This is a genomic window from Paraburkholderia sp. SG-MS1 (assembly GCF_012275575.1).
Taxonomy (GTDB): Bacteria; Pseudomonadota; Gammaproteobacteria; order Burkholderiales; family Burkholderiaceae; genus Paraburkholderia.
This window is the reverse complement of the sequence record NZ_NPIH01000074.1, coordinates 1-585: the sequence shown is the minus strand read 5'-3', so window position 1 is coordinate 585 and position 585 is coordinate 1. Positions and strand designations below refer to the sequence as shown.

Here is a 585-nt window from a genome sequence, read left to right as displayed (position 1 = left end):
TGCCGCACTCCGGACAGGAGCGCGGAATGCGCGACTCCCAACCGCAGTGGTGACAGCGCAGCGCGCGCTCGGGCTTGTGCAGGACGACGTACGCGCTGCAGCGCGGACAGCCCGCGACCCAGCCGCACGCATCGCAGGCGAGTTGCGGCGCGTAGCCGCGGCGGTTCAGGAACACGAGGCTCTGCTCGCCGCGCTCGAGCCGCGCCTTGAGGGCGGCAATCAGCGGGCCCGACAAGCCTTCCACCGACGCCCGCCCGCGCCGGCGCTCCTCTTCGAGATCGATCAGCCTGACGGTGGGCAACACGGCGTCGGCCACTGCCCGGCGCGATAAGGTGAGCCGTTTGTAGCGCCCTTGGTCGGCCTGCCACCAGCTTTCGAGCGACGGCGTCGCCGAACCGAGCACGACCGGCAGACCCAGTTGCTTGGCGCGGTAAATCGCCAGGTCGCGCGCCGAATAGCGCAAACCTTCCTGCTGCTTGTACGCCGGATCGTGCTCCTCATCGACGACGATGATCGCGAGCTTCGGCAGCGACGCCAGCACCGCGAGGCGCGTGCCAAGCACGATGCGCGCGCGCCCGGTATGCG

General features: G+C 70.1%; 1 protein-coding gene. It reads right to left on the bottom strand.

Going from position 1 to position 585, the window contains the following annotated elements; genetic code table 11:
• Positions 1 to 585: replication restart helicase PriA (gene priA, locus CIC12_RS05055; protein WP_168662744.1), on the bottom strand; the 585-nt coding region annotated here is incomplete at both ends.